General features: G+C 63.5%; 22 protein-coding genes. 10 read left to right on the forward strand and 12 right to left on the reverse strand.

Going from position 1 to position 25,935, the window contains the following annotated elements; translation table 11 throughout:
* Positions 1 to 5: 5 nt before the first annotated feature.
* Positions 6 to 1,304 carry an MFS transporter gene (locus HWY05_RS30720; protein ID WP_176060683.1) on the forward strand — a complete coding sequence of 433 codons (1,299 nt, stop codon included), beginning with the start codon at positions 6 to 8 and terminating at the stop codon, positions 1,302 to 1,304.
* A 186-nt stretch (positions 1,305 to 1,490) separates the two neighbouring features.
* Here HWY05_RS30720 and HWY05_RS30725 read toward each other — a convergent pair whose 3' ends face one another.
* The 3 genes from HWY05_RS30725 to garL all read right to left on the reverse strand — a co-directional run bounded on the left by HWY05_RS30725 (position 1,491) and on the right by garL (position 5,617).
* The gene (locus HWY05_RS30725; RefSeq protein WP_244146745.1) at positions 1,491 to 3,680 is read right to left on the reverse strand and encodes a glycoside hydrolase family 28 protein; all 2,190 of its coding nucleotides are present in this window, start codon (positions 3,678 to 3,680) and stop codon (positions 1,491 to 1,493) included.
* A gap of 210 nt (positions 3,681 to 3,890) precedes the next feature.
* Positions 3,891 to 4,805 (reverse strand): 2-hydroxy-3-oxopropionate reductase, encoded by a 915-nt coding sequence (locus HWY05_RS30730; protein ID WP_176060685.1) that lies wholly within the window; start codon positions 4,803 to 4,805, stop codon positions 3,891 to 3,893.
* A gap of 11 nt (positions 4,806 to 4,816) precedes the next feature.
* Positions 4,817 to 5,617: a 2-dehydro-3-deoxyglucarate aldolase gene (gene garL, locus HWY05_RS30735; RefSeq protein WP_176060686.1), complete on the reverse strand. Its 801-nt coding sequence runs from the start codon at positions 5,615 to 5,617 to the stop codon at positions 4,817 to 4,819.
* Positions 5,618 to 5,866: 249 nt separating this feature from the next.
* Here garL and HWY05_RS30740 point away from each other — a divergent pair, with 249 nt between their 5' ends.
* A complete protein-coding gene (locus HWY05_RS30740) occupies positions 5,867 to 7,450 on the forward strand; it encodes an aldehyde dehydrogenase (NADP(+)) (protein ID WP_176060687.1) in 1,584 nt (527 codons plus the stop codon).
* A 50-nt stretch (positions 7,451 to 7,500) separates the two neighbouring features.
* Here HWY05_RS30740 and HWY05_RS30745 read toward each other — a convergent pair whose 3' ends face one another.
* From HWY05_RS30745 to kdgD, 4 genes are all read right to left on the reverse strand, one after another.
* Positions 7,501 to 8,862 (reverse strand): Fic family protein, encoded by a 1,362-nt coding sequence (locus tag HWY05_RS30745; protein WP_176060688.1) that lies wholly within the window; start codon positions 8,860 to 8,862, stop codon positions 7,501 to 7,503.
* Between the two features lie 291 nt (positions 8,863 to 9,153).
* The gene (locus HWY05_RS30750) at positions 9,154 to 9,897 is read right to left on the reverse strand and encodes a FadR/GntR family transcriptional regulator (RefSeq protein ID WP_176060689.1); all 744 of its coding nucleotides are present in this window, start codon (positions 9,895 to 9,897) and stop codon (positions 9,154 to 9,156) included.
* A 198-nt stretch (positions 9,898 to 10,095) separates the two neighbouring features.
* Positions 10,096 to 11,445 (reverse strand): MFS transporter, encoded by a 1,350-nt coding sequence (locus HWY05_RS30755; protein ID WP_279614188.1) that lies wholly within the window; start codon positions 11,443 to 11,445, stop codon positions 10,096 to 10,098.
* A gap of 107 nt (positions 11,446 to 11,552) precedes the next feature.
* The gene (gene kdgD / locus HWY05_RS30760) at positions 11,553 to 12,470 is read right to left on the reverse strand and encodes a 5-dehydro-4-deoxyglucarate dehydratase (protein WP_134965340.1); all 918 of its coding nucleotides are present in this window, start codon (positions 12,468 to 12,470) and stop codon (positions 11,553 to 11,555) included.
* A gap of 215 nt (positions 12,471 to 12,685) precedes the next feature.
* Between kdgD and garD the strand changes: the two genes are divergently transcribed.
* The 7 genes from garD to HWY05_RS30795 all read left to right on the forward strand — a co-directional run bounded on the left by garD (position 12,686) and on the right by HWY05_RS30795 (position 21,032).
* On the forward strand, positions 12,686 to 14,275 hold the full coding sequence (gene garD, locus HWY05_RS30765) for a galactarate dehydratase (protein ID WP_176060690.1): 1,590 nt from the start codon (positions 12,686 to 12,688) through the stop codon (positions 14,273 to 14,275).
* Between the two features lie 52 nt (positions 14,276 to 14,327).
* Positions 14,328 to 15,170 (forward strand): NAD(P)-dependent oxidoreductase, encoded by an 843-nt coding sequence (locus HWY05_RS30770; protein ID WP_176060691.1) that lies wholly within the window; start codon positions 14,328 to 14,330, stop codon positions 15,168 to 15,170.
* Complete coding sequence (locus tag HWY05_RS30775) at positions 15,167 to 16,102, forward strand: SMP-30/gluconolactonase/LRE family protein (protein WP_176060692.1); 936 nt, start codon at positions 15,167 to 15,169, stop codon at positions 16,100 to 16,102. The genes HWY05_RS30770 and HWY05_RS30775 overlap by 4 nt, the downstream gene beginning before the upstream one ends.
* A 639-nt stretch (positions 16,103 to 16,741) precedes the next feature.
* Complete coding sequence (locus tag HWY05_RS30780; RefSeq protein ID WP_176060693.1) at positions 16,742 to 17,734, forward strand: TRAP transporter substrate-binding protein; 993 nt, start codon at positions 16,742 to 16,744, stop codon at positions 17,732 to 17,734.
* A 182-nt stretch (positions 17,735 to 17,916) separates the two neighbouring features.
* The gene (locus HWY05_RS30785; protein ID WP_035556542.1) at positions 17,917 to 18,396 is read left to right on the forward strand and encodes a TRAP transporter small permease; all 480 of its coding nucleotides are present in this window, start codon (positions 17,917 to 17,919) and stop codon (positions 18,394 to 18,396) included.
* Positions 18,397 to 18,403: 7 nt separating this feature from the next.
* Entirely contained in the window at positions 18,404 to 19,756 is a 1,353-nt protein-coding gene (locus HWY05_RS30790; protein WP_035556544.1) for a TRAP transporter large permease, read from the forward strand.
* Positions 19,757 to 19,832: 76 nt separating this feature from the next.
* Positions 19,833 to 21,032 carry a porin gene (locus HWY05_RS30795; RefSeq protein ID WP_035556547.1) on the forward strand — a complete coding sequence of 400 codons (1,200 nt, stop codon included), beginning with the start codon at positions 19,833 to 19,835 and terminating at the stop codon, positions 21,030 to 21,032.
* Between the two features lie 151 nt (positions 21,033 to 21,183).
* Here HWY05_RS30795 and HWY05_RS30800 read toward each other — a convergent pair whose 3' ends face one another.
* The 3 genes from HWY05_RS30800 to HWY05_RS30810 form a co-directional block, all read right to left on the reverse strand.
* Positions 21,184 to 21,375: a 4-oxalocrotonate tautomerase gene (locus HWY05_RS30800; protein WP_035556550.1), complete on the reverse strand. Its 192-nt coding sequence runs from the start codon at positions 21,373 to 21,375 to the stop codon at positions 21,184 to 21,186.
* Positions 21,376 to 21,461: 86 nt separating this feature from the next.
* Positions 21,462 to 22,238, reverse strand: coding sequence for a class II aldolase/adducin family protein (locus HWY05_RS30805; RefSeq protein ID WP_035556552.1), 777 nt, complete (start codon positions 22,236 to 22,238; stop codon positions 21,462 to 21,464).
* A gap of 18 nt (positions 22,239 to 22,256) precedes the next feature.
* On the reverse strand, positions 22,257 to 23,174 hold the full coding sequence (locus tag HWY05_RS30810) for an urea transporter (protein ID WP_176060694.1): 918 nt from the start codon (positions 23,172 to 23,174) through the stop codon (positions 22,257 to 22,259).
* A gap of 301 nt (positions 23,175 to 23,475) precedes the next feature.
* Between HWY05_RS30810 and HWY05_RS30815 the strand changes: the two genes are divergently transcribed.
* Complete coding sequence (locus HWY05_RS30815; protein ID WP_176060695.1) at positions 23,476 to 24,030, forward strand: putative glycolipid-binding domain-containing protein; 555 nt, start codon at positions 23,476 to 23,478, stop codon at positions 24,028 to 24,030.
* Here HWY05_RS30815 and HWY05_RS30820 read toward each other — a convergent pair.
* Positions 24,005 to 25,003 carry an alpha/beta fold hydrolase gene (locus tag HWY05_RS30820; protein ID WP_176060696.1) on the reverse strand — a complete coding sequence of 333 codons (999 nt, stop codon included), beginning with the start codon at positions 25,001 to 25,003 and terminating at the stop codon, positions 24,005 to 24,007. The two genes, HWY05_RS30815 and HWY05_RS30820, sit on opposite strands and share 26 nt — an antisense overlap.
* Entirely contained in the window at positions 25,000 to 25,881 is an 882-nt protein-coding gene (locus tag HWY05_RS30825; RefSeq protein ID WP_176060697.1) for a metal-dependent hydrolase, read from the reverse strand. The genes HWY05_RS30820 and HWY05_RS30825 overlap by 4 nt, the downstream gene beginning before the upstream one ends.
* Positions 25,882 to 25,935 lie beyond the last annotated feature (54 nt).

Below are 25,935 nucleotides of genomic sequence, written 5' to 3' on the forward strand. Positions count from 1 at the left end.
TAGTCATGAAAATCAAGGGCATCCGCTGGTGGATGGTCAGTCTGGTCGCGGCCGGACTCATCATCAATTACCTCGCGCGCAATACGTTGTCGGTAGCGGCGCCGACGTTGATGAAGGATCTCAACATCACCACCGCGCAGTACGCGAACGTGGTGGTCGCGTGGCAGCTCTGTTACGCGTTCATGCAGCCGGTCGCGGGCTTCGTGCTCGATACCATCGGCACCAAACTTGGTTTCGCGGTGTTCGCGCTGGCGTGGTCGCTGGCATGCGCCGCGGCGGCGTGGTCGACCGGTTGGCGCAGCCTGGCGTTCTTTCGCGGCGTGCTCGGTCTGGCCGAGGCGGCCGGCATTCCGGCCGGCGTGAAGGCAACCAGCGAATGGTTTCCGGCTAAAGAACGCTCAGTCGCGATCGGCTGGTTCAACATCGGTTCGTCGATCGGTGCGCTGCTGGCGCCGCCGCTGGTGGTGTGGGCGTTGTTGCACGGCGAGTGGCAACTGGCGTTCGTGATTGTCGGCGTGGCGGGGATCGTCTGGAGCGTACTGTGGATGGTGCTCTACAAGCATCCGCGCCAGCAGAAGCTGCTGGGCGATGCGGAACGCGACTACATTCTGAGCGGCCAGGAAGCGAAGCATAGCGACGATGTCGGCGCCGTGAAGCGCAGCCGCTTCGCGATGCTCGGCAGCCGCGATTTCTGGGCGATCGGCATTCCGCGCATTCTGTCCGAACCGGCATGGCAGACCTTCAACGCATGGATTCCGCTGTACATGATGACCGAGCGTCACATGAACCTGAAGGAAGTCGCGCTGTATGCGTGGATGCCGTTCCTCGCCGCGGATATCGGTTGCGTGCTCGGCGGTTACCTCAGCCCGCTGTTTCACAAGTACGCGAAGGTCTCGCTGTTCACGTCGCGCAAGCTGGTGTTCGTGGTCGGCGCGCTGTGCATGATCGGACCGGCGTGCGTGGGTCTGGTCGCGAGTCCTTACGCGGCGGTGGCGTTGCTGTGCGTTGGTGGCTTCGCGCATCAGACCTTGTCGGGTGCGCTGTACGCGATCACGTCGGATATGTTTGGCAAGAACGAAGTCGCTACTGCAACCGGCATGGGCGGCATGGCGGGCTATCTCGGCGCCGCAGCGTTTACCGCGCTGTTCGGTGTGCTGGTGACCCGGATCGGTTACAGCCCGTTGTTCGTCGTGCTGGCGGTGTTCGATATCGTGGCCGCCGGTGTGGTTTGCCTGCTGGCGAAGAGCCCCGAAAAAGCGCCGCCCGAGCCGCATTGGGCGGCCGCGGGAGCGGTGGCGAAGTGATTTACGTGCGGAAGTAAAAAATGGGACGCCAGAAGGCGTCCCATTTTTTTTGCCGTAGCGGCGAGTTGAACCGGTTGAGCGGGGTGCGGGGTGCGGGGTGCGGGGTGCGGTGAAGCCAACACGTTGCGCCCGCATCGAAACAACATGCGGTCCGCGGCAGCCTGCACGCCGCGGACCGCGCAATCGTCAGCCTGTCAGCGCGCCGTTATACGTCACACCGGCGATCACCACGTTGCTCAACGTGATGGATTTCACGTTGTCCACGAAGAGCGGTCCCGGCACGGTGGCCGATACCGGTCCTGTGCAGATCGGCGTGCCGAGGTTGCAGTTCGAGATGGTCACGCCGGTGATTGGCGGTACGGTGGGGATGGGCAACGGACCGTTGTAGTCCGCGGCCACCGGACCCTGTGCGACGATCGCCTGAAAGCACGAACCCGACGTCGCCGTGAAGCCCGACGTCAACGCGTAGCTCACCGCACCCGACGTATTAGTCGCGTTCACGTTCGAGATGTTGACGTTATTGATCGTCGCCGGGTTCCAGCGCACCGCGTCGCCTGAGGGGCTGTAATCGCAGTCGAACGTGATCAGGCCGCCTTGGCCCGTCGACGGGTTGGCCGCGAGACCGACCGTGCCGGTGCCGGCGACCGAACCCGGATACGCCGCGCCGAGCGCGCCGCCGCCGTATTTGCCGGTCAGATTCACGCCGTTGGGCAGCGTGACGCCGTTGATCCACACGTTGTTGATGAACCCGCCACGGTTCATGTTGGTCTTGAAGCGAAGCGCGATGTTCAGCGGATTGCTCGCCCAGTTCGCGTTCTGCATGGTCAGATTGCGGGCGTAGACGTTCTGCACGCCCGCGCTCATTTCGCTGCCGATCGTGAGACCGCCATGGCCGCTTTGCATCGTGCAGTTCTGGACCACGATGTTCTGCATCGGCCCGTACTGCGTGTCGAGACACTTGCCGGACTTGATCGCGATGCAGTCGTCGCCGGTATTGAACTGGACGTTCTGCACCAGCACGCAGTTGCAGGCGTCCGGATCGAAACCGTCGTTGTTCGGGCCGATACTGTCCGCGAACACGCCGTCGATCAGCACGTTCGTGCAATCGGTCGGATGATGCTGCCAGAACGGCGTGTTCTGCGTGTGATAGTTCTGCAGCAACACGTTCGTGCAACCGATGAACTCGACCATGCACGGCCGCAGAAAATGGCCAAGGCCGAAGACGCGATTCAGCACCGGCACACCGAGTTCCGACAGCGCCGGCAAATAGTTCTGATCCTGATTCCAGCCGGACGCGGTGAGCAGCGTCATCAGCGTCGTCGTGGTGCCGTCCTGATTCGTGAACGGGACGTTGGCCTGCGGATTCGTGATCTGCGCGGCGGGCAGACTCGTCAGCGCGGTGTTGCCCGGATAGGTGGCGCCGTTGGCCGAGTAGGCGGTGGTGCCCGTATTCGCGTCGGCTTGCGAAACCGGTGCGCCGCCCGAAGCCGGTTTCACGTAACCGTACTCGCCGCTGGTGCCTTTGAAGGTCCACCAGCACGATGTGGGCGCCTTGGTGCTCAACTGCATCGGCGTCATCGACTGACCGTTGAGGACGCAGGTGTTGTCGTCGGCGGTCAGTGCGATGTTGGTCTGCTGGTACGCATAGATCGGCGCACCGAAGTTCAGGCAGTCGTTGGCCTGCCAGCGCGACCAGTACAGATTGCCGTTCGCCGTCGTGTACGGACCGCTCTTCGCATAGTCGACCGGGTTGGGGCTGAAATAGATCGTGCAACCCGAGCTCAGATGGAAATTCACGTTGCTCAGCAGCACGATCGGGCCGCCGCAATACCAGTTGCCGGCCGGCACCACGACGCGGCCGCCGCCGGCCGCATGCGCCGCCTGAATCGCGGCATTGAATGCGGCGTACGAATCGTAGACCGTGTCCGTCATGTCGTACGGCACCATGATCGTCGAGCCCGGGCTTTGCGGCGAAGCCGCGGCCTGCGTACCGGTCACCCAGGGAATCGTGCCGCCCGGCCATGCGCTGGCCTGAATCAACGCGGACGCCTGCAGCGTGCGCGCGCCGTAGCTCGTCACCTGGAAATCGACCGCCGGGAACATCGACGGTGTGATGCTGGCGAGCTTGTTGATGATCACCGTTGCCTGGCCGGTCGGCCCCCAGATCGGGTCCGCCGCCGCGACCGGTGCGCTCGACGCCGGTGTCGTGGAACCCAGCGAACCGCTGCCGCCGCCGCATCCGGGCAGGGTCGCGAACAGGCCCGCGCCCGCGGAGGTTCCTGCGAACACAAGAAATGAGCGTCGCTTGGGGGAATTCAGTGTGTCCTGTTCGCGGATTTTCGAGGTCGCCGGGTCGCCGCTGTTTTTATCGTGGATGGCCACGGATGTCTCCTTGCCCTGTGCGGGCATCTGCTAGTCATGTTTGAGGGGATGAGGATCGTTGCTTCGGCGGAAGCGCTTTCTTGTTATCAGTGATCCTGACTAGTTGTTGTAAGAACGCTTTAGCGAAAAAAGCCGCGCGCACCGATCCATCCTGTCTATTGGCATAGAACAGGAGGAGCGGTGCTACGGGTCAGGACTTGCGGCTTAAGCGACCGGCTGGCCGATTTCGTGATTGGCCAGAATTTCGAGCGCGCGGACCATCGCGGAGTGGTCCCACGCCTTGCCGCCGTGCGCCACGCAGGCGTTGAACAACGCCTGGCAGGTGGCGGTATTGGGCAGCGACACACCGAGCGCCTGCGCGGTCGAAAGCGCGAGGTTCAGATCCTTCTGGTGCAGTTCGATCCGGAAGCCCGGGTCGAAGCTGCGTTTGGTCATGCGTTCGCCGTGCACTTCGAGAATGCGCGATGACGCGAAGCCGCCCATCAGCGCTTCGCGCACGCGCGCCGGATCGACGCCGGCTTTCGAGGCGAGCAGCAGCGCTTCGCCGACGGCTTCGATCGTCGCCGCGACGATCACCTGATTCGCCACCTTGCACACCTGGCCGGCGCCGACCGCGCCGATCAGCGTGACGTTCTTGCCCATCATGTCGAACAGCGGCTTGACGCTGTCGAAGCTCGCGCTTTCGCCGCCCACCATGATGGTCAGCGAGCCGGCCTTGGCGCCGACTTCGCCGCCCGACACCGGCGCGTCCAGATAGTCCGCGCCGCGCTCGCGCACGCGGGCCGCGAACTCGCGGGTGGCCATCGGCGAAATCGAACTCATGTCGACCACGGTTTGTCCCGCGCGCAACGCGTCGGCGAGACCCTGTTCGCCGAACAGTACGCGTTCGACGTCCGGCGTATCCGGCACCATGATGAAAATCACGTCGGCCTGCGCGGCGACCGCGGCCGGGCTGTCACACGCGACGGCGCCGGCCTGGGCGAGATCGTCGGGCACGCCGCTGCGCGTGAAGGCGGCGAGTGGGACGCCGTTCTTGAGAAGGTTGGCGGCCATGGGCTTGCCCATGATGCCGAGTCCGATAAAGCCTGCTTTTTGCATGGAGTGCTCCCAAGAGGTCATGGCGGCCGTGGTTATGCCTGGCCTGCCTGTTTCTGCATGAAGTGGTGTTGAACCGTCTGCGCGGCGTTTTTCAGCAGTCCGATGTCCGCGCAGACCGCGATCACGCGGCAGCCCATCGCGAGATACCGTTCGGCGTCGGCCTGGACCGGCGCGAGGATGCCGCTGGCTTTGCCCACGGCCTGCGCGCGTTCGAACACGTGCGCGATCGCCTGTTGCACGTCCGGATGGTTCGGGTTGCCGAGGTGGCCGTACGCGGCCGCGAGGTCGGACGGTCCGACGAACACGGCGTCGACGCCGTCGACCGCGAGAATCGCGTCGATCGCGTCGACGGCTTTGCGGCTTTCGATCTGCACGACGACGCAGACGTTGTCGTTGGCGATCTGGAAGTAGTCGGCCACGGTCGCGTACCGATTGCCGCGCTGGCTCACCGACACGCCGCGAATGCCTTGCGGCGGATAACGCGTCGCGGCCACGGCGCGGGCCGCGTCGTCAGCGCTGTCGACGAACGGCACCAGGAAATTCGAAAAGCCGCTGTCGAGCAGCCGCTTGATAAACACGCTGTCGTTAGCCGGTGGCCGCACGACCGGCGCGCTCGCGCTGTCCTTGAGCGCCATCAACTGGGGGATCAGCGTGAGGACGTCGTTGGGCGCGTGTTCGGCGTCCAGCAGCATCCAGTCGAAACCGATAATGCCGAGCAATTCCGTGACGACCGGACTCGCCAGCGACGCCCAGCAGCCGATCAGGGTGTCGCCTGCGCGAACGGCGCGGCGGAAACTGTTAGGTAAGGCCTGGTAGGGCGCGACGGCGGGCATGGGATATCTCCTGAAACGGCGATGAATCGGGCAAGCTCCGGCCAACGACCCGTCCAGTGAGCAGAACTCAGGCGATGCCGCTTGAGTTATAGGTCGTCGTATGTCTAAAAGCAGATTAGCATTGAGCCTCTATGTTGTAACGGCCACGTATACCCGAACTCGCCGGAGTAATGGTAGTTCCGGTTGCGTGCAACCCTCTCCATGTTGTAGGATAACTTATATCTACGGCAGTCTTTTAAGGAAAGCGAAATGTCCATTACCGGCGAAATGCTGATCGGTCGTCACGCCGTGCGCGGCGAGGAAAAGTCCCTGCATGCGTTCAATCCTGCCACGGGTGCCGACATCGCGGAGCCGGTTTTCGGCGGCGCTTCGGTGGCTGATGTCGGACGAGCCTGCGAACTCGCGCAACAGGCGTTCGAGCCGTACCGGCATTTGCCGCTGACGGTACGCGCCGAGTTTCTCGAACGCATTGCCGACGGCATCACGGCGCTGGGCGACGCGCTGATCGAGCGCGCGCAGCAGGAGTCGGGGCTGCCGAAGGCGCGTCTCGAAGGCGAGCGCGGCCGCACGACGGGGCAGCTCAAGCTGTTCGCGCAAGTGGTGCGTGCCGGGCAATGGCTTGACGCAACGCTCGATTCGCCGTTGCCGGAGCGCAAGCCGCTGCCGCGCTCCGATTTGCGGATGCAAAAGATTGCGCTCGGCCCGGTCGCGGTGTTCGGCGCCAGCAATTTCCCGTTGGCGTTTTCGGTGGCGGGTGGCGATACCGCAGCGGCGCTCGCGGCGGGTTGCCCGGTGGTGGTGAAGGCGCATCCGGCGCATCTGGGCACCTCGGAGATGGTCGGCCGGGTGATCCAGCGCGTCGCGCAGGACATGGACTTGCCCGAGGGCGTGTTCTCGCTGGTCGTCGGTGCGGGGAATGCGATCGGCGAAGCGCTGGTTGCGCATCCGGCGATCAAGGCGGTGGGCTTCACCGGCTCGCGCGCGGGCGGTGTGGCGCTGATGCGTATCGCGGCGGCGCGTGCCGAGCCGATTCCGGTCTACGCCGAAATGAGCAGCATCAACCCGGTGTTTCTGCTGTCGAACGCGCTGGCTGAGCGCGGCGAAAGCATCGCGCGCGGTTTCGTCGATTCGCTGGTGCTCGGCGCGGGGCAGTTCTGTACCAACCCGGGTCTGGCGATTGCCGTCGACGGCGACGCCCTCAAGAGTTTCGTCGCCACGGCGTCCAGCGCATTGAGCGGCAAGCCGGCGCAGACCATGCTCACGTCCGGCATTCATGCGGCTTATCAAGCAGGCGAAGGCAAGCTGGCGGGAACCCAGGGCGTGGAGGCCGTGGCGCATGGTGTCGACGCAACCGGCCCGACGCAGGCGTGCGCCGCGTTGTTCGTGACCGACGCGCAGACGTTCCTCGCCACCCCGGCGCTGGAAGACGAAGTGTTCGGACCCACCTCGACGATCGTGCGTTGCAAGGACGAGCAGGAAATGCTCGCCGTGGCCGAGCATGTGGAAGGACAACTGACGGCCACGCTGCAGATGGATCGCGCGGATCTCGCGGCGGCGCACAAGCTGGTGCCGATTCTGGAGCGCAAGGCCGGGCGGATTCTGGTGAACGGTTTCCCGACCGGCGTCGAGGTCTCGCATGCCATGGTGCATGGCGGCCCGTTCCCGGCGACCTCGGATAGTCGCGCGACGTCGGTGGGCACGACGTCGATCGAACGATTCCTGCGGCCGGTCTGCTACCAGGATTTCCCGGCGGAATTGCTGCCTGAGGCGTTGGCCGACGCGAATCCACTGGATTTGTGGCGTCGCCGCGATGGGGAGATTACGCGGAGTTGAGCGGTTGGCATCGGTGTTCTTGCCGCGGTCTCCGCGGCAAGTCGCCGACGCTAGCGCGGTCGCCCCTTATCGATCCACGCCTGCGTTTTCGTCATTGGCATGCGATAGCGGGCGCAGTTGTACGCCTCGAGGTGCGCCAGTTCGGTGTTCAACATGGCGTTGAACGCCGCGCTATCGATCTGGGGAATCCCCGCCGCTTCGATCGCCTGAGCGAGCGTGGAACCGAAAAAAACGATCTGCCGGATCGCCTCGCCCAGGTGTTCGCGATAACGGGCCCGCAACGGGTCCGGCCCACCCATCGACTCGACAATGACCTGATATTTGTCGATCGAGCGGCGGTAGGTCCAGTCGAACAATTCGACCGCGAGCGACGCATCGAGCCGTTCGTAGACGCCAAGCATCGCTAGCGCGTAGTCGGTTTGTTCCACGTCCAGAAACGACAGCGGCGCGCAGTTCGACAGCATGAGCGGCATGTTGGCGCTCAGGCGGCTGGTGCGCTTATTGCCGTCCACGAAGGGCTGCAGATACGCCAGGTTCACCCACAGAAAGAACGCGGCTTCGACCGGATTGTGAACGCGCGTTGCCTTGTCGACGATTTGCCGAAGCATCTCTTCCAGCAGGTTGGGAACCTGAGAGGGCAGATACACCGAGCCGTGAATGTTGACGATCTTGCTGCGGATCGCGCCAAGATCCGCCGGGTCCTGCAACAGATCGCGCATCAGCAGACTCTGCAGATTGCGCACGACGGGCACGGTCATGCCCTCGGTGGGGACCGCATCCACCATGAATTCAATCGCTTCCTTGTGGTTCAGCAGCATGGTCGCGTCGCGGTCGTCGCTCTCGGAGCGGCCGCGTTCAAACAGTTCGCGGGTGTCCAGCCGGCTTTTGCGGTTCCCCTCCAACCGTGACGAGGACCAGGACAGGTCGATGAGCAATTGCTCCAGCACCTTGCGGGCATAGGTGCCGGCAGGTTGCTGATCCTTCGATTTGCCTTTTTCCTGAAGCTGCGCTGCCAGCGCCGCAGGGAGCAGGCTGCTCACGTTCGGCTGATAGCCGTCGACGAAAACGCGTTGATAGGAAACGGGCTTACGGGTGGCGAGGGGAGCGGACAGCGCAGCGACGAGTTCCGTGGATCGATAGCACCAGGCGGGTGAGTCTCGTGCCTCCTGCTGATCGTGCGCGATCGTGGGGGCGGGGGTGGAGCGGGGCGCAATCCGGTAGGTAACCGACCGGCCGGCCCCGTTCCGTTCGAGTACGCCCGTTGCGACGAGCCGTGCCAAGGCACGGTTCACGGTGGGCCTGGGACGGTTCACCTGCGCCTGGATGGCGCCGGCGGAAACGCCCGTCGCGCCCGCTTCGAGTTCTCGCGCAATGTATTCGACGATGAGGTTCAAGGACGGCTGGGCGGGCATGACGATGTGTAGGTGATAAGCTTATCAATATCTTATCACTTGAGTGATAAGAAAAGTTAATCTTGATAAGATATGCATAATCCTATCACTTGAGTGATGAGATTAATTCTGAGTGATAGGATTACGGGCAACCTTATCAACATCTTGATGTGATTTTGAGAAGCGTTGCTTGCGGGCCGCCTTACGCGATCAAGCGACACCCCACACCGCCCGCCAAAACAAAAAGCCCGTGATTTCGTTGTCGAAATCACGGGCTTTTTTATCACCACCAGAGCCACCAGAGCCAACGCCTCAGCTATTCGCCTCGGCCGTCTCATTCGCCCGCCGCAGACGCTCGCGGCTGTTCGACAGATGCATGCGCATGGCCGCGCGCGCGCCTTCCGCGTCGTGCCGGGTGATCGCTTCGAGAATGCTCTCGTGTTCGAGATTGACCAGCGACAGATACGCGTCCGGTTCCGCGCGCGCAATCCCCGCCGAGTCGAGCCGGTTGCGCGGAATCAGCGCGCTGCCCATCTGCGTCAGGATGTCGACAAAGTAGCGGTTGCCGGTGGCGCGCGCCACCGAGATATGGAATTGCAAGTCGGCGTCGACGCTATCCAGCCCGTTGTGACGCGTGGCCTCGATCGCGTCGAGCGCGGTGCGCATGCGCGCGAGGTCGTCCGGTTTGGCGCGTTGCGCGGCCAGCCCGGCGCATTCCGTCTCCAGGCTGATACGAAGCTCCAGAATCGACAACACGTCGCGCAACGTCGTGGCGGGCACCATGTCGATGCCCAGTTTTTCGCGCTGCGGCTCCAGCACGAAGCTGCCGATGCCGTGACGCGTTTCGATGACCTTGCCTGCCTGCAGGCGGGAAATCGCCTCGCGGATCACGGTGCGGCTGACGCTCAGCGTGACCATCAACTGCGATTCGGTCGGCAGTTTGTCGCCGGGCTTCAAGGCGTTGGACCCGATCTGCTCGGTGACGTAGCTGACGACGAACTCGGCCAGATTGCGAGCGCGTCGCGGCGGTGCCGCGGATGCCAGTGGTGTAGCCATCGAAAACGCCCCTTAAATCAGATAGTTGCAGACACTTGTACGTCTCATTATACCGTCGTCTGACGACTGATTATATAAACACCAGATCATTTTCGGAATCGCCGCCATTACCGTCGTCGGGACGCGCTCCTGCAAGCCTGGCGGGGCGGCGGCGCGTATGACGCCGCCGCCGTGGAAGTACGATAACCGCCCGCCAGGCTAGACCCGGCTCAACTCGACTCGCCGGATATCTTTCACGATCACGAGATAGCTGAACACGGTCAGGAGCGCGTTCACGCCGACGAACACCAGCGCGCCGTTGAACGAGCCGGTCGTCGCCACGAGATAGCCGATCACGATCGGCGTGACGATACCCGCCACGTTGCCGAACATATTGAAGATCGCGCCCGACAGCCCGAGCGCTTCCTTCGGCGACGTATCCGCGACGACTGCCCAGCCGAGCGCGCCGATACCCTTGCCGAAGAACGCGAGCGACATCAGCGCGACGACGATCCAGTCGGTCGACACATAGTTACAGCCGATGATGCACACCGACAGCAGCATGCCGCCCACAATCGGCACCTTGCGCGCCACGGTCAGCGAATGGCCGCGCCGGATCAGCCCGTCCGACAGAATGCCGCCGAGCACGCCGCCGGAGAAACCGCAGATCGCCGGCAACGACGCGACCAGACCCGCATGCAGAATCGTCATGCCGCGCGCCTGCACGAGATAGATCGGAAACCACGTCAGGAAGAAGTAGGTCAGCACGTTGATGCAGTACTGCGCGAGATACACGCCGAGCAGCATCCGGTTGCCGAGCAGTTGACGTACCAGAAACCAGCCGCCGGCCTGGGCGAGATCGTCGGGCCGGGCCGTTTTGTGGCCGTTCACCACGCCGCCGCCTTGTTCGATGTAGTCGAGTTCGGCGCGCGACACGCGCGGATGGTCGGCCGGGTTCTTCATCACCTTCAGCCACGTGAGGGCGAGCAGCAGCCCGGTCACGCCCATCACGAGATACACCATGTGCCAGCCGAAGGCGTGGGTGAGCCACGCCATCAGCGGCGTGAACACGACCGCCGCGAAATACTGCGCCGAATTGAAAATAGCCGACGCCGTGCCGCGTTCCGTGGTGGGGAACCAGCTCGCCACCACCTTCGCATTGGCCGGAAACGCCGGCGATTCCGCCACGCCCATCGCGAAGCGCAGCACGAACAGCGCGGTAATGGCGGCGGCCGCGCTGCCCAGCAAGCCGATCGTGCCTTGCAGCAGCGTGAAGAGCGACCAGAAGAAAATGCTCGCCGCGTAGACCCGCCGTGCGCCGAAGCGATCCAGTAGCCAGCCGGCCGGCAGTTGCGACAACACATAGGCCCAACTGAACGCGGAGAAGATGTAACCCATCCGGATCGCGTCGAGGCCGAACTCGCCGCGCATCGCCGAGCCGGTGATCGACAGCGTCGCGCGGTCCGCGTAGTTGAAGGTGGTGATCAGAAAGATCAGCAGCAGGATCGCGTAGCGGACCTTCGTGCGTTTCGCGGCGTGGGCGGAACTCGCCATCCGGCTCATTTCCATCGTCATCTCCTGAATCGTTATGCGGGCGGCGCGCTGCCGCGCTATGAAAAACGCCCGGCGACGTTACCGTCCCGGGCGCTTCTGGCAATCGACAATCAAGCGCGCAATTACTGCGGGCCGAGCGTCTTGATCAGCGCGTCGAGCTTCGCCATTTCTTCTTCGTTCAGATCGGTCAGCGGTGCGCGCACCGGGCCGGCGCTGTGGCCGACGAGCTTCGCGCCCGCCTTCACAATGCTGACCGCGTAACCCGCGCGACGGTTGCGGATCGCCAGATACGGCAGGAAGAATTCGTCGATCAGCTTGCCGACGGTTGCGTGATCGTCCGCGGCGATCGCACGGTAGAAGTCCATCGCGGTCTTCGGAATGAAGTTGAACACCGCCGACGAATACACCGGCACGCCAAGCGCCTTATAGGCCGCCGCATAGACTTCGGCGGTCGGCAGGCCGCCGAGGTACGAGAAACGGTCGCCCAGACGGCGGCGGATCGTCACCATGTTTTCGATCTCGCCCACGCCGTCCTTGAAGCCGATCAGGTTCGGGCAGCGCTCGGCCAGCCCTTCCAGCATGTCGGCGTTAAGCTTGGAGTTGGCGCGGTTGTAAATGATCACGCCCATGTTCGGCACGGACTTGCAGACCTCTTCGGCGTGCGCGGCGATGCCTTCCTGGCAGGCTTCGGTCAGGTAGTGGGGCATCAGCAGAATGCCGTTCGCGCCGTGACGTTCGGCTTCTTTCGCGTAAGCGATCGCGACACGCGTCGGGCCGCCCGCGCCGGCCAGGATCGGCACCTTGCCTTTGCAGACTTCGGCGGCGGTGCGCACCACGTTCGAGTAATCGTCGTGCGTGAGCGAGAAGAATTCACCCGTGCCGCCGGCCACGAACAGCGCCGACGCGCCGTACGGCGCGAGCCATTCGAGGCGCTCGGCATAGGTGTCGGCGCGGAAATCGCCTTGTTCGTCGAAGTCGGTGACGGGGAAGGAGAGAAGGCCTTCCGAAACGATCTGCTTGAGTTCCTGCGGTGTCGTCATGATGAGTATCCAGGGCGGCGGTGTGAGGTTGATGTGTCGAAATGGAGATTTCTTATACGTCATCGTACAACAACAAATCGTCTAACTCAACGGGGTTTTCGCGGCATAATGCACGCCATAGGGTAAATACGGAACATCCACGCAATCTTTCATGTTGTAGGATGACGTATGAATAGCTGGCGCAGTGCGCGTGCAGCGCCATGAGGATCGATGCAATGGAACAATCTCCGCTCTACATTCGCGTTCACCCCAATGACAATGTCGCGATCGTCGTCAATGACGGCGGTCTGGGCGAGGGCGCCGTTTTCCCCGACGGCATTGCGTTGCGCGAACGCGTGCCGCAAGGCCATAAGGTCGCGCTGGCCGATCTGGCCGAAGGCGATGAGGTGATCCGCTATAACGTGGTGATCGGCTACGCGCTGAAGGCGTTGCCCAGGGGTAGCTGGATCAACGAGCACGTGATCCGCATGCCGAGCCCGCCCGGACTCGACGACCTGCCGATCGCCACCATCAAGGCGCCGGAGATGCCGCCGCTCGAAGGTTTCACGTTCGAGGGTTATCGCAATGCGGACGGCTCGGTCGGCTCGCGCAACATTCTGGCGATCACGACCACCGTGCAATGTGTGGCCGACGTGGTGCAGCATGCGGTCACGCGCATCAAGGCCGAATTGCTGCCGCGCTATCCGAATGTCGACGACGTGGTGAGCCTCGGCCATACCTACGGCTGCGGCGTCGCGATCGACGCGCCCGATGCGATGGTGCCGATCCGCACCGTGCGCAACATCAGCCTGAATCCGAACTTCGGCGGCGAGGTGATGATGGTCAGCCTCGGGTGCGAGAAGTTGCAGCCTGAACGTCTGATGCCGCCGGGCACGATTCCGATCGCGGCGGCCGCGAACGTCGCGGAAATCGCCGACATCGGCGACGTCGAGGCCGATCTGAACGGCGACGTTGTCGTGCTGCAGGACGACGCGCACGTCGGCTTCCAGTCGATGATCGACTCGATCATGAGAATGGCCGAGGGCCATCTGAAGCGCCTGAACAATCGCCGTCGCGAGACGTGTCCCGCGGCCGATCTGGTGATCGGCGTGCAGTGCGGCGGCAGCGACGCGTTCTCCGGGCTGACCGCGAATCCCGCCGTCGGCTTCGCGACCGACCTGCTGGTGCGAGCCGGCGCGACGGTGATGTTCTCCGAAGTCACCGAGGTGCGCGACGGCGTCGATCAGTTGACGGCGCGCGCGGCCAATGCGGACGTGGCCGCGGCGATCATCCGCGAAATGCAGTGGTACGACGATTATCTGAAGCGCGGCGGCGCGGACCGCAGCGCCAACACCACGCCCGGCAACAAGAAGGGCGGGCTGTCGAACATCGTCGAAAAGGCGATGGGCTCGATCATCAAGTCGGGCAATTCGGCGATTTCCGGCGTGTTGTCGCCGGGCGAAAAGGTCCGCCAGAAAGGGCTGATTTACGCGGCCACGCCGGCCAGCGACTTCATCTGCGGCACGCTGCAGGTGGCCGCCGGTATCAATCTGCACGTGTTCACCACGGGCCGTGGCACGCCGTACAGCCTCGCCGAAGTGCCCGTGATCAAGGTCGCGACGCGCTCCGATCTGGCGCGCCGCTGGCACGATCTGATGGACATCAACGCCGGCACGATCGCCACCGGCGCGGCGAGTATCGAAGACGTGGGCTGGGAACTGTTCCGGCTGATGCTCGACGTCGCCAGCGGACGCAAGCAGACCTGCGCGGAAAAACTCAAGCTCCACAATGCGTTGACGCTGTTCAATCCGGCGCCGGTGACCTGAGCGGCCGGGCGTCGCCTGGCTGGCTTCAGCGCAATCACACTCCTATCAAGACATGACCGACTCGAATCCTGCTCACTCCGCCGCACAGAAACCCTTCCGCCGTCTGCTGTTGACCGGCGCCGCCGGCAACCTCGGCCAGCAGTTGCGCGGCGCGCTCGCCGCGTGGGCCGATGTCGTGCGCGTCACCGACATCGCGCCGCTCGGCGAGGTGGCGGCGCACGAAGAAGCGTCGATTGTCGATCTCGCCGACGAAGCCGCGGTACTCGCGCTGCTGGAAGGCGTCGACGCGGTGATTCATCTCGGCGGCATTTCCGTCGAGGCGCCGTTCGAAGATCTGCTCGAAGCGAATATTCGCGGCCTCTACAACCTGTATTCGGCGGCGCAGAAGCGGGGCGTGAAGCGCATCGTCTACGCAAGCTCGAATCACGCGGTGGGCTTTCATCCGGTGACCGAAGTGGTGGATATCGATGCGCCGCTGCGCCCCGATACCCTGTACGGCGTGACGAAGTGTTTCGGCGAATCGCTGTCGCGCTATTACTTCGATCGCTTCGGGCTCGAGACCGTGTGCCTGCGGATCGGTTCGTCGTTCGAGCAGCCGAAGAATCCGCGCATGCTCGTCACTTTTCTCAGCTATCGCGACTTTATCGAGCTGGTGCGCTGCTCGCTGTTCACCAATCGTGTGGGCCATGCGATCGTCTACGGCGTGTCGGATAACCGCACCAAGTGGGTCGACAACACGAAGGCGGCGTTCCTCGGTTTTCGGCCGCAGGACAGCTCGGTCGAATTCGAGCATCTGTTTCCGGTCAGCGCGCCGACCGCCGATCTCGACGATCCGACCCAGCGTTTCCAGGGCGGCGCGTTCATACTCGCCGGTCCGATGGAGCCGAAGCGATGAGCGCCACGGCGGCCAATCCCAACGTTGAGCGTGTCGAGGCAGCGGGCGAGGCGCCCGCGATGGTCGGCGAGAGTCCGGTGTGGCGGGCGGCGGAGCAGGCGCTGTACTGGGTCGATATCCCCGCGCAAAAGATCGTGCGCCTGGCGGTAGGGGCGGGCCAGCGCTCCGAATGGCGTTTGCCGGAGAAGGTCGCCTGTATCGCGTTCGATCGCCACGGCACCGTGCTGGCCGGTTGCGAGACGGGGCTGTTCGCCGTCACGCTGAGCGAAACCGCAACGGCCGACGGTCAATCGCTTCAGGTCGAAGCACGCCGGCTCGCCGCGCCGTCCTTTGCCTGCGGCGACATGCGTTTCAACGACGGCCGTTGTGATCGCCAGGGACGCTTCTGGTCGGGCACGATGGTGCAGGACATGTCGCTGGCGAATCCGGCCGGCGCGCTGTATCGCTTCGACGAGCACGGTGTGTTGTCCGCGCCGGTGATCGATGCGCTGATCACGCAAAACGGTCTGGCGTGGTCGCCGGATGGCGCGACCATGTACCTGTCGGATTCGCATCCGCTGCGCCGCCAGATCTGGGCATTCGATTACGACGTCGACGCCGGCGAGCCGCGCAACCGGCGCGTGTTCGCCGATCTGAATCACTACGTGGGCCGTCCCGACGGCGCCGCGGTCGACGCCGACGGCTGCTACTGGATTTGCGCCAACGACGCGGGCCGGCTGTTGCGCTTCACGCCGCAAGGCAAGCTGGATCGCGAGATCGTCGTGCCGGCCATCAAGCCGGCCATGTGCGCGTTCGGCGGACGCGATCTCGATACGCTGTTCGTCACCTCGATCCGGCCCGCAACGGGCGCGAGCGAGCACGACGGCCACCTGTTCGCCGTGCGTCCCGGCGTCACCGGGCTGCCGGAACCGGAATACGCCGGCGTCCTGTAAGCGACACCGTAAGCGTGACGCGCCGGCATGAGTCCCTGCCGGCGCACTTCTCTGCGCTCACTTCAATTCATCACTCGTCGTATAACTATGTGGCTTTGCTGCCACATTCGCGCCATATTCATTCCGCCTTTCCCTACGAAGAAACAGAGCGTCACGAGACGCCTTTCCGCCTTCGTCATCCCAGTCCCAGCACCCATAAGGCCCTGGCGTTGCGGTACTTGAGTCATCTCTGCCGGCTATCTCAATTCTGCGGGTAAATACCGTCTGTACAACTCAAACTGCGTTTTATAGACTTCGTATGTCGTCGTACAACATACAAGTCCAAACAAATTCCTTTCTCGAATTTAAGGACAACAGCAGGACAAGGCGGCCGCTGCGTGAACGATTCATCGCCACGAGCGGCGCGCCGATGCAGTCGAAGCAAAAGTAAAAGATGTCGAGTTGTCTGACAGGAGTGCTGAGATCGGTGCCGGGGAAACTGCACAGACCAGCACGGCGAAGCGTCCGCAGCCCGCACGGGTGAGCGAACGCGGAGCCGGGAGACGCAGTAAAGCCATATCGCATTCGTACTGGCCTTCCGCTAGCAGCCCTCCGCAATCGGCCAATCGATTGGATGGTCCATTTACAAGGAATGTCACGATGAACAAGAAGTTCGCCTCTTCCCGTGTTTCGATGATCGTTGCAGCGTCGGTGCTGGCCTTCAGTGCCGCGTCGGCGGAAGCACGCGTGTTCCGCGTGTCGGACGTGCACGGCGACACCTACCCGACCAATATGGCCGTGAAATACATGGGTGACGAGATCAGCAAGGCCACGGGCGGCAAGGACACCGTCAAGGTGTTCGGCAACAGCGCGCTCGGCTCCGAAAACGACACGGTCGATCAGGTGCGCATCGGCGCGCTCGACATGGCGCGCGCCAACGGCGCCGCGTTCAACGAGATCGTTCCCGAGTCGATGATTCCGTCGCTGCCGTTCCTGTTCCGCGACATCGACCATTTCCGCAAGGTGATGTACGGCCCGGAAGGCCAGAAGATTCTCGACGCCTTCAAGGCGAAGGGCATGATCGCGCTGACGTTCTACGAGAGCGGTGCGCGTTCGATCTACGCGAAGAAGGCGGTTCATTCGCCGGCCGACATGAAAGGCCTGAAGGTGCGCGTGCAACCTTCCGATCTGATGGTCGACGAGATTCGCGCAATGGGCGGCACGCCGACGCCGATGCCGTTCGCCGAAGTCTATACGGGCCTGAAGACGGGTCTGGTGGACGCCGCGGAAAACAATCTGCCGTCGTACGAAGAGACCAAGCACTTCGAAGTCGCGAACGTCTATTCCGAAACCCAGCATTCCATGACGCCGGAAGTGCTGGTGTTCTCGAAGAAGGTGTGGGACACGCTGACGCCGCAAGAGCAGGACATCATCAAGAAGGCCGCGGCCGACTCGGTGCCGTACTACCAGAAGCTGTGGACCGCGCGTGAGAACGATGCGGCAAAGACGGTCACCAAGGGCGGCGCGACCATCATCCCGGCTGCGCAGATCGATCGCGCCGCGTTCGTGAAGGCGATGCAACCGGTCTGGGCCAAGTACGAAAAGACCCCGCAAATGAAGCAGATCGTCGACGAGATTCAGGCCATCAAATAAGGCTTGCGGCTTGGATGTTGCGCGGAGCTTGACGGTCACAGTGGGAAAAGCCTGGCAGAAGAATCTGCTGGGCATTTCCACCGTCCGCGCACGTCACGTCACGTCACGCCGTGCCGCGTGAAAGCAGTCGACATGAATGGCTGATTTATTAAAGACAGGTCCGCGGTAAAAGGATGGGGTCAATGAGATTCATAAAGCGCCCAAATGATTTTCTGTTTCACGCGCTGGTTATCGTGGCGTCGGTGAGTCTTGCCGTGCTCAGCCTGCTCGTGATCTATAGCGTCGTGATGCGCTACGTTTTCAACGACGCACCCGATTTCGTCGAGCCCATCGCGCTGCTGCTGGTGATCGTCATCGCCATGTTCGGCGCCGCGCTGAAAGTGCGCGAGGGCGGCCACATCGGGCTCGATTCGCTGGTCACGAAGCTGCCGCCGAAAGGGCAGGTCATGGCGGCCGCGTTTCAACATCTTTGTCTGATCGCATTGGCCGTGGCGATTTTCTTCGGCTGTCTGCAAATGGCCGAAACCACCATGGAAGACCGGATTCCGATTCTCGGTTTGCCCGAAGGCGTGCGCTACTGCATTCCGGTCGTTGCCAGCGTTTGCATTGCCTTGTTCTCGCTCGAGAACCTGCTCGCGCTTTTCGTCAAGAAACACAACTAGAGCAATCATGGAACTTGCCATTCTCGCCGTCAGTTTCCTCGTCTTTCTCGTTCTCGGGGTTCCTGTTTCGTTCGCGTTGGGACTCTCGTGCGTCCTGACTTATCTGTACGAAGGCCTGCCCGCGGCCACCGCCATGCAGGCGATGATTTCGGGCATCAACGGCTTTTCGTTTCTCGCGGTGCCGTTCTTCATCCTGTCCGGTGAGCTGATGCTGCACGGCGGCATCGCCGACCGCATCCTGCGTTTCGCGCAAGCGGCCGTCGGGCATTTCCGCGGCGGCCTCGGTATGGCCAACGTGGTGGCCTGCACGCTGTTCGGCGGGGTGTCCGGTTCACCATCGGCGGATACGTCGGCCATGGGCGGCGTGGTCATTCCGTTGATGAAGCGCGAAGGCTACAGCGCGGCCTATGCGGTCAACGTGACGACCCATTCGTCGCTGGTGGGCGCGTTGATGCCGACCTCGACCAACATGATCATCTACGCGTTCGCGGCCCAGGGCATTACGGGCACGTTGAACGGTCACCAGATGAGCGGCGTGTCGATCGGCGATCTGCTGTTCTCCGGTCTGCTGCCGGTGCTGTGGGTGATGGGCTTCGTGCTGCTCGCCGCGTACTGGCAAGCGGTCAAGTACGGTTATCCGCGCCGTCCCGACGGTTCGACCGAACTGCAGAAATTCCCCGGCTGGTACGCGGTGGGCCGAACCTTCGTCGGCGCCGTGCCCGGCTTGATGGTGATCGCGATTATTCTGTTCTGCGTCGCCAAGGGCATTGCGACCGCGACCGAAGCCGCGGCGATCGCCGTGTTCTATTCGCTGGTGCTGACCGTCGTCGTGTATCGCTCGATGACGATGAAGAAGCTCTTCCACGCACTCTCGAAAGCGGCGAAGACGACCGGCGTGGTGCTGCTGCTGATCGGCGTGTCGAACATGCTGCGTTACCAGATGGCCTATCTGGAGATTCCGGACGCGATCGAACGCATGCTCGACGGCGCGACCAGCATGCCGTGGCTGATGCTGCTGTACATCAACCTGCTGCAGGTTTTCCTGGGCACGTTCGTCGATATGGCGGCGCACATCCTGATCACGACGCCGCTGTTCCTGCCGATGGCGATGCATGCCGGCGTGGGGCCGGTGCAGTTCGGCATCATGATTCTGCTGAACTGTTCGTTGGGCCTCGTGCATCCGCCGATCGGCTCGGTGCAGTTCATCGGCTGCGCGATCGGCAACGTGTCGATCGGCGAGACCACCAAGGTGGCGTGGCCGTACTACCTGGCCATTTTCAGCGCGATCAACATCGTCACCTACGTACCGATGTTTTCCACCTGGCTGCCGAGCCTGATCAATGGCCACCCGGTGTTCTGAGCAGACTCACATTCACACTCAGCGGCGCCCGCGCGGCGCCGCGAATCAAAAAATAATTTTCAACAGAGGAGCACACATGAAAAAGGCACTAGCAACTTCTGCGCTTGGGTTGGTCGCCCTTGGCGCGCACGCTCAGAGCAGCGTGACGTTGTACGGGATCGTCGATACCGGAATCGGTTATCAGAGCAGTCAGACGTCGCTCGGGTCGACCTCGGGCGGCCGCTCGGCGGTCAAGATGGTCAACGGGATCTGGGCGGGCAGCCGCTTCGGTTTGAAGGGCGGCGAGGATCTGGGCGGCGGCACCAAGGCGATCTTCCAGTTGGAAGAGGGCTTCAACAGCGCGACCGGCGCGCAGAGCGTTTCCGGTCTGGCGTTCAACCGCCAGGCTTATGTGGGCGTCGCCAACGCCACCTACGGTACGTTGACGGCCGGCCGCCAGTACACCTCGTACTACACGCTGCTGTCGCCGTATAGCCCGACCACGTGGCTGACCGGCGCCTACGGCGCGCACCCGGGCGATATCGATTCGCTCGACACGTTGTACCGCGCGAACAATTCGCTGGTGTACACGTCGCCGAATTTCTACGGGTTCACGGCGAGCGGTTCGTACTCGCTGGGCGGCGTGGCAGGCAGCCTGAATGCCGGTTCGACGTGGAGCGCGGCGCTGCAATACATTACCGGTCCGTTCGGTATCGCGGTGGGCTTCCAGCGCATCAACAACTCGACGCCGGGCGGCGGTGCGTGGGGCGCGGACTCCACGACGTCGAACGCGGGCGCGCAGGCGGGTGTGTCGGGCATCAACAACGGCTACCAGAAATCGGCGGCGCAGCAGCGCGTGGCCGTGACCGGCGGTTACGCGTTCAGCTCGTCATGGGACGTGTCGTTCTCGTACTCGAACGTGCAGTACGTGGCGGGCATCAACTCGCCGTTCCACACCACCGCGATCTTCAATACGGGCGGCGCGGTGCTGCACTACCGTCCGGTGACGGCGCTGGATCTGGCCGCTGGCTATAGCTACACGCGCGCCACGCAGGCGAACGGCATTACGAGTTCGGCGCGTTATCAGCAGTTCAACCTGTCGCAGTACTACAGCCTCTCCAAGCGCACCGGCCTGTACGCGCTCGAGGCGTATCAGCGCGCGGCCGGCCAGACGCTGGCGACGAACGGCACCAGCATCATCAACGCAACGGCCGATATCGGCGACGGTCAGAACGGCGCGCCGTCGTCGTCACGCAGCCAGTTCGCTGCGGGCGTGGGTATCATCCACAAGTTCTAAATGGGTTGGGTGATTGCGGCGTAGGGGCGTAGTGATTTTACGTTTCACGCCGCTGCGGCGACGCGTGTCAGACACGCGTCGCTGCGCTGTATTGACTGCGCGTGCAACGCGCGCGGAATTCTGGACGACGGCTCAGGTGCTCACGCAACCTTCACGCATCCGCGTCCGACCACAAACGACCCCCCGTTGCCCAGTTTTCGCGTTTCACGTCGGTCAAAATAATGTCCACCGAATTCGGCTCGACGTTGAGCGACTCGCAGGTCGCCTTCGTGATGGCTTCGACGAACTGGCGTTTCTGTTCCACTGTGCGGCCTTCGAAAAGTTCGATATGAAACGTGGGCATGACATGACTCCGTTAAAGAATTGAGTTGACGCGGGCGGCTTGGCGCTATTTTCGTGGTGATTTCAGCGGCGACTTCAGTGCCAACTTCAGTGCCGATAAGCGCGATCGATTCGGTCGAGCTTGCGCAGTAACGCCGGCCATTCAAGCGCGCCTTCAATCGCGCCGCCGTCGTAGAGTTGCTCGGCCGTACGCGCGGCGACCGCATCGCTCGGCACCACGAGTTCCGCGCCGCATGCTTGCGCCTGCAACTGGATTTCGCATGCCTTGAGCAGTGTCGCCATCAGCACATAAGCTTCGGCCACGGTGCGGCCGGCGGTCAGCGTGCCGTGGTTGCGCAACAGCATGGCGGGTTTGTCGGCGAGATGCGCGACGAGACGCTCGCCCTCGGCCGGTGAGAACGCGAGGCCTTCGTAGTCGTGGTAAGCGAGCTGCCCGTAAAAGCGCAGCGCATGCTGCGACGCGGGCAGCAAGCCGGCCGGCTGCGTCGACACCGCCACGCCGGCCGTATTGTGCAGATGCATCACGCAGAACGCGTCGGCGCGCGCCGCGTGGACGGCGGCGTGCAGCGCGAAGCCGGTCGCATTCACCGGATGCTCGCTCGTGCCGATAATGTTGCCGTCGATATCGATCTTCACGAGGTTCGACGCGCACACTTCGTCGAACGCGAGGCCGAACGGATTGATCAGAAAGTGGCCCGGTTCGCCGGGTACGCTGGCCGAGATATGCGTGTAGATCAGATCGTCCCAGCCGTTGAGGGCGGCGAGACGATAGGCGGCAGCGAGGTCGACGCGAGTCTGTTGCTCCGCGTCGGACAGCGGTCCTGTTTCGGCGAGACGGCCCGCGGGGGCATGAGTGAAAGACATGTTTGTCTCCAGTCCCATTCAAGAGAGTTGCTGAGAGGGATCGATGCGTTCCATCGCTTTTCGCGCCATGACACCCCGCGTGAAGCGATGCCGGAACCCCTGCACGCTCCAGCTCGCGAGCACGAACGGCGCCGTCATGGCCGGCCAGCCGAAATAGCTCGCGACCGCCTGCAACAGCACCGTGACGCCCACGCCGCTCAGCGTTGCCGCGGCGCCGCAATCGGCCAGCGCGATCGCGGTCAGCGCGCCGTTGAATCCTAACAGGCCCGCGTCGAGCGAACTCGCCGTCGCGCCGAGCAACACGTGCGCCATGCTGGCGAGCGCGCCGCCGATCAGCGCCCACAGCGCGTGCCTGCGTGACGCCGCGGCGATCCCGATCAGCACGAGCAGGCCCGGTAATGCGCCGGAGCCGAAGCCGGGCTGTGCGAGCGCGCCGAGTAGGCCGTTGATCCATTGCGTCGCGATGAACGGTTGCGCGACCGCCTGGGTCGCGACGGGTGTGGCGCTCGTCATCATCGGCAGCCAAAGCCATGTGACGATCAGAAACGGGCTGGAGAACACGCCTAAGCCGTTCGCGCGCAGCCGGCGCGACCAGGGTTCGAGACACCACGCTGTCGCCGTGGCGGCGAGAATCGCCACCGCGGTGGCGGTCGCGTTGTCGGCGATGAAATTGAACGCGGCGAGACCCGCCAGCGCGCCGTTGAAGCCGTGCAGCCCGTCGCGCGTATCGGCTTCACGATAACCGGCCAGCACGGCGCTCACGTTGGCCGCGGTCGCGCCCATCAGCGCCGCGCAGGCGAGACGCGGCTCGGCCAGCAGCCACCCGGCGAGCAGGCACGCGCCGGTGAACGCATTCGGCTGCAGCACGATCTGGCCGAGACTGCGCAACAGTGTGCGCAGAGCGGCGGATTTTGCTTGGGTCGAGGCGGCGTGCATGGTTTGAGAGCGGTATGAAGTCGACGACGCGCGCGACACGACGCTTGAGCGTCAGGTGCGAGCCAGGCCGGTAAGGAGCGGAACCGCGAGCATAGGCTAGCCGCGGCGCTGCGGGCATCGCGAGGCGTTGATAGTGGCTATTTGCGACACCTTGCCGGTACGTGGGCGCGTGGCGAGTTGTGTCGGCGAACCGAAAGCTTTCGCGCTAGGATAAGCAACCCCAGAACCCGGCGAGTACGTGGCCAATACACGGCGCAAACCCCATGCATGCGGGCCAGGCCGTTTCACGAGGAGACAGACAATGCGCGAATTACGATGGACGTCGGAAGAGGACGAAGGAATCGAACATCTAACGTTCGACGCCCGCGACGACGGCTTCGCGGTGGAAAGCGTGGTGGTGGGACAGCGCAACGGCAAGGCATACGGATTGCACTACACGGTGCGCTGCGACGCGCAATGGCGCACCACGCATGCGTGGCTGAAGATCGTCGGCGGCGGCGAACTGGAATTGCACGGCGACGGCCAGGGCCATTGGCGCGACGGTCACGGCCTCTTGCTGAGCGCACTCGACGGTTGCATCGACATCGACATTGCGGCCACGCCGTACACCAATACGCTGCCGATCCGCCGTCTGCAATTGGCGCAAGGCGAGCGTCAGCCGATTTCGGTGGCGTATATCTCGACGCCGGATTTGCAGGTCACGCGCGCCGAGCAGGCGTATTCGTGCATCGCGTTGAACAAGGCGTATCGCTACGAAGGCCTGTTCCGCAACTTCACGGCGAACCTGACGGTGGACGAAGACGGCCTCGTGATCGACTATCCGACGCTGTTCACACGCCTGCCGCGCGAGCATTGACCGTCGCGCTGGGTGTCTCGTTGAGCGTCTCGTCAAGGCCGAGGCCGGTGCGCTGCTGCGCGACAAAGCTTTCGATAATCGCGGCGATCCGTTCGGGCTCGCGCAGCACGACCCAATGGCCCGCATCGATCTCCGTGCGCCGATACGAGCCGAGCCATCCCTCCAGCCCGAGCGATAGCGCCGGCCCGACATAGCGGTCGCGCAACGGCACGATGAAATGCACCGGCGCACGCGCATGGCGCGAGCGCGGCCGCAGCAGCTTGTCGATGAAATTCGCGCGATACAGATTCAGACCGTTGAGCGCGTTGCGCATTTGCGCGGGATCGCGCTCAGGGCGCACGCGTTCGGTCACGCGCAGCCACAGCGGCCAGCAGCGTGCGCCACCCGCGCGCCACACCAGTTCCGGCAGCCATGGCAGATGGAAAAAGAAAATGTACCAGGACTTGAGCGTTTGCCGCACACCGCTGCCGAACGGCCGCTTGACGGGTTGATGCGCCGGTTGATCCTTCAACTGCTGCGTTAACTGCTGTGTTAACTGCGCACCATCGCCCCCGCGCAAGCCGAGCGACGCATGATCGAGGCACGGCCCGGAGATCGACGTATACGACGCGATACGGCCTTTGAACGCCGGATCGGTCACCGCCTCCCAGCTCTGAATCGATCCCCAGTCGTGGCCGACCAGATGAAACGGCCGCGTGCCGCAGGTTGCGTCGGCAACCGCCGCCAGATCCGCGGCCAGCCGTTCGAGCCGGTAAGCGCCGCGCGTGGCCGGCGCTTCGGAGGCGCCCGCGCCGCGCACGTCGTAGCTGATGACGCGGTAGCGCGCATCCAGTTGCGCGCGCACTGGTTCCCATACCGCGGCCGAATCGGGATAGCCGTGCACCAGCACGATCGGCGGTGCGTCGCGCGGCCCGCTGACGTAGACCGCGAGCCGCACGTCGCCGGCCACGACCGACAGCGTGTCGCGTATCACGCGGCCGCCTGCGCGGCGCGTCGCGCGGCCTTGCGGGTGCTCGGGGCGCTTGCATTGGTGGCGTCGACGGCGGCGACGAGACCGTCGATCCGCGCCAGTTGCGCGCGATTGTCGTGATCCCACGGATGGAAGCCGGGCCGGAAAAAGCTCAGCCATTCGCCGGCAATACGCGGAAACACGCCATGACGTGGACCGTACAGATATTTGACGACGCGCCACATGCCGCGAAGGTGGCCGCCGCGTTTGCGGTCGGCGATCAGCAGGCGCAGGTGGAAATCGAACACGATCAGCCAGAACGTGAAGGTGGTGGCCAGCATGGTGCCGGTGCGCAGCAGATAACGGCCGAGGCCCGGTTTAAGCACGGTGTTCCACACGTCGTACGAAACGGCCTTGTGCTCGGTTTCTTCCAGCGCGTGCCAGGTCCACATCTGCGCATAGCCTTCCACCGAGCCGCCGACGCGCGTCGCGTCTTCCAGCAGCAGGGCCGCCAGCATCGCGGTGTAGTGTTCGAGGCAGACGGTGACCGCGAGCTGATACGAATGCGGTAGCACTTTGCGGCCGAAATTGAGGATCGCCCACAGCCGCTTGTCGAGCTTGTGCGCCGGCAGCCCGGCTTCCTGCAGCAGGTCGTTGTATTCGATGTGCTCGCGCGTATGCATGGCTTCCTGGCCGATGAAGCCGAGCACCTGTTTTTTCAGCACGGGGTCGTCGATCTGGTCGCGATAGTTGCGCACGCTATCCATGAAGAAACGCTCGCCCGCCGGGAATAGCAGCGACAGCGCGTTGAAGAAGTGTGTCACATGCGAGCCTTGCACATGCCAGTCGCAGGCACGTTCCGGCGGCAGATTGAAACGAAGGTCGCGGCGAACCGGCATCATGGCCTTTCTCCTTGTGATCCTGGGTTTGCTGTCGAAGCGGTTGATGGAGAGACG

The organism is Paraburkholderia sp. BCC1876 (assembly GCF_902833695.1).
In the GTDB taxonomy this organism is placed as follows: domain Bacteria; phylum Pseudomonadota; class Gammaproteobacteria; order Burkholderiales; family Burkholderiaceae; genus Paraburkholderia.

Bases quoted from the DNA above. Each gene is read 5' to 3' on its own strand.
- HWY05_RS30740 (WP_176060687.1), top strand. From the start codon at position 5,867: ATGTCCATTACCGGCGAAATGCTGATCGGTCGTCACGCCGTGCGCGGC.
- HWY05_RS30775 (WP_176060692.1), top strand. From the start codon at position 15,167: ATGAGCGCCACGGCGGCCAATCCCAACGTTGAGCGTGTCGAGGCAGCG.
- HWY05_RS30805 (WP_035556552.1), bottom strand. From the start codon at position 22,238: ATGTCTTTCACTCATGCCCCCGCGGGCCGTCTCGCCGAAACAGGACCG.
- HWY05_RS30800 (WP_035556550.1), bottom strand. From the start codon at position 21,375: ATGCCCACGTTTCATATCGAACTTTTCGAAGGCCGCACAGTGGAACAG.
- HWY05_RS30720 (WP_176060683.1), top strand. From the start codon at position 6: ATGAAAATCAAGGGCATCCGCTGGTGGATGGTCAGTCTGGTCGCGGCC.
- HWY05_RS30795 (WP_035556547.1), top strand. From the start codon at position 19,833: ATGAAAAAGGCACTAGCAACTTCTGCGCTTGGGTTGGTCGCCCTTGGC.
- HWY05_RS30745 (WP_176060688.1), bottom strand. From the start codon at position 8,862: ATGCCCGCCCAGCCGTCCTTGAACCTCATCGTCGAATACATTGCGCGA.
- HWY05_RS30730 (WP_176060685.1), bottom strand. From the start codon at position 4,805: ATGACCTCTTGGGAGCACTCCATGCAAAAAGCAGGCTTTATCGGACTC.
- HWY05_RS30815 (WP_176060695.1), top strand. From the start codon at position 23,476: ATGCGCGAATTACGATGGACGTCGGAAGAGGACGAAGGAATCGAACAT.
- HWY05_RS30755 (WP_279614188.1), bottom strand. From the start codon at position 11,445: ATGGAAATGAGCCGGATGGCGAGTTCCGCCCACGCCGCGAAACGCACG.
- HWY05_RS30785 (WP_035556542.1), top strand. From the start codon at position 17,917: ATGAGATTCATAAAGCGCCCAAATGATTTTCTGTTTCACGCGCTGGTT.
- HWY05_RS30770 (WP_176060691.1), top strand. From the start codon at position 14,328: ATGACCGACTCGAATCCTGCTCACTCCGCCGCACAGAAACCCTTCCGC.
- HWY05_RS30810 (WP_176060694.1), bottom strand. From the start codon at position 23,174: ATGCACGCCGCCTCGACCCAAGCAAAATCCGCCGCTCTGCGCACACTG.
- kdgD (WP_134965340.1), bottom strand. From the start codon at position 12,470: ATGACGACACCGCAGGAACTCAAGCAGATCGTTTCGGAAGGCCTTCTC.
- garL (WP_176060686.1), bottom strand. From the start codon at position 5,617: ATGCCCGCCGTCGCGCCCTACCAGGCCTTACCTAACAGTTTCCGCCGC.
- HWY05_RS30780 (WP_176060693.1), top strand. From the start codon at position 16,742: ATGAACAAGAAGTTCGCCTCTTCCCGTGTTTCGATGATCGTTGCAGCG.
- HWY05_RS30750 (WP_176060689.1), bottom strand. From the start codon at position 9,897: ATGGCTACACCACTGGCATCCGCGGCACCGCCGCGACGCGCTCGCAAT.
- HWY05_RS30790 (WP_035556544.1), top strand. From the start codon at position 18,404: ATGGAACTTGCCATTCTCGCCGTCAGTTTCCTCGTCTTTCTCGTTCTC.
- HWY05_RS30825 (WP_176060697.1), bottom strand. From the start codon at position 25,881: ATGATGCCGGTTCGCCGCGACCTTCGTTTCAATCTGCCGCCGGAACGT.
- garD (WP_176060690.1), top strand. From the start codon at position 12,686: ATGGAACAATCTCCGCTCTACATTCGCGTTCACCCCAATGACAATGTC.